Origin of the sequence: Streptomyces sp. NPDC058637 (assembly GCF_042717325.1) — a bacterium.
GTDB lineage: Bacteria > Actinomycetota > Actinomycetes > Streptomycetales > Streptomycetaceae > Streptomyces.
In genome coordinates this window covers 1-1,110 of sequence record NZ_JBHXRD010000074.1, presented here as the reverse complement: position 1 = coordinate 1,110, position 1,110 = coordinate 1, and the positions used below count along the sequence as shown (strand labels likewise).

The following is a 1,110-nucleotide window of genomic DNA, read 5'->3' as shown; positions in this document are numbered from 1 at the left end:
GGGTGCGGGCCCAGTCGTCCGTGACCCCGCCCATGTTCGGCGCGGCGCTCTTCTTTGTGGCGTTCACGCGTCCACCGCCTTGGCCAGGTCCCGGTACCAGTCCGCGGCATCGCTCTGGGGAGCGTGCTCGATGATGGTCTGCTTCGCCCGCCAGGCTTCGCGGATGATGGTCCGCTTGCGGATCTCCCCGATCACGGCAGGCTCCCCGAGGTTCCGGAACGCCTCCAGCATGGAGGTGACGACGTTGCCGTCGCGGATGTCGAACCGGGAGGGCACGAGGCCGAGGACGTCCAGCACGATGTCCATGTCTTCCGACAGCAGGCCGATCTGACGCAGCAGCAGCCGCAGCGCGCGGACCGAGGAGTCCTCGGCTTCCACGGGCACCACGATGCCGCTCTTGCCCTTGCCCTCCCGCTTGCGGGCCGCGTAGAGCGCACAGTCGGTGATGACGCCGAGGGAGGGCGCGCAGTCGATCAGGCAGACGTCGTAGTCGTCGTCCACCTTCTCCAGGAACCGGGACAGCCGGCGCTCGCGGTCGGCCACCGTGTACAGCGTCCGCTCCAGGAGGTGCATGTCCACGTTGGTCGGGATCACGTGCAGGTACTCCGAGCGCTGCACGATGATCTGCCGAGGGTCGGCGCCGCGCCACTCCCCCACCAGCGCCATCCGCAGAGTCTTGTCGTCCGGGGTCTCGTCCACGCCGAGGGCCTCGGACATGTGGCCCTGGGGGTCGAAGTCCACCAGGAGCACACGCTTCTGCTCCGGGTTCTGCACCGACTTCTCGGCCAGGGCCGCGCCGGTGTTGATGGTGTTGGCGGTCTTGCCCACACCACCCTTCTGATTCGTCATCGCGTAGATCCGCATGGAGGGCAGCGTAGAGCCTTGTGGGCGCCTTCTGGTGACGTCACGGGCTCACGGGCCCACGGCCCCACCAAAGACCCTGTCGCGCCCGTCTGTCGCGTCCGCCGAGGGGCGGGGATATCGGGGCGTTGGCCCAGCTCAGATCACACGACAGCACTCCGGCGCGACAGTAGACGCGACAGGCCCACGCCACATCGGCGCGGGCCTGTCGGTGGTCAGTCAGTCCCTGCCTGCTGCTCGGTCCAGGGT

Annotated in this window: 1 protein-coding gene; it reads right to left on the bottom strand. The window is 68.5% G+C overall.

Annotation, left to right across the window (positions count from 1 at the left end):
- Window positions 1-63: 63 nt before the first annotated feature.
- On the bottom strand, window positions 64-864 hold the full coding sequence (locus ACFWVP_RS34800) for a ParA family protein (protein ID WP_384502172.1): 801 nt from the start codon (window positions 862-864) through the stop codon (window positions 64-66).
- Window positions 865-1,110 lie beyond the last annotated feature (246 nt).

Excerpts from the sequence above, each read along its gene's own strand:
- ACFWVP_RS34800 (WP_384502172.1), bottom strand. The coding sequence starts at position 864 with ATGCGGATCTACGCGATGACGAATCAGAAGGGTGGTGTGGGCAAGACC.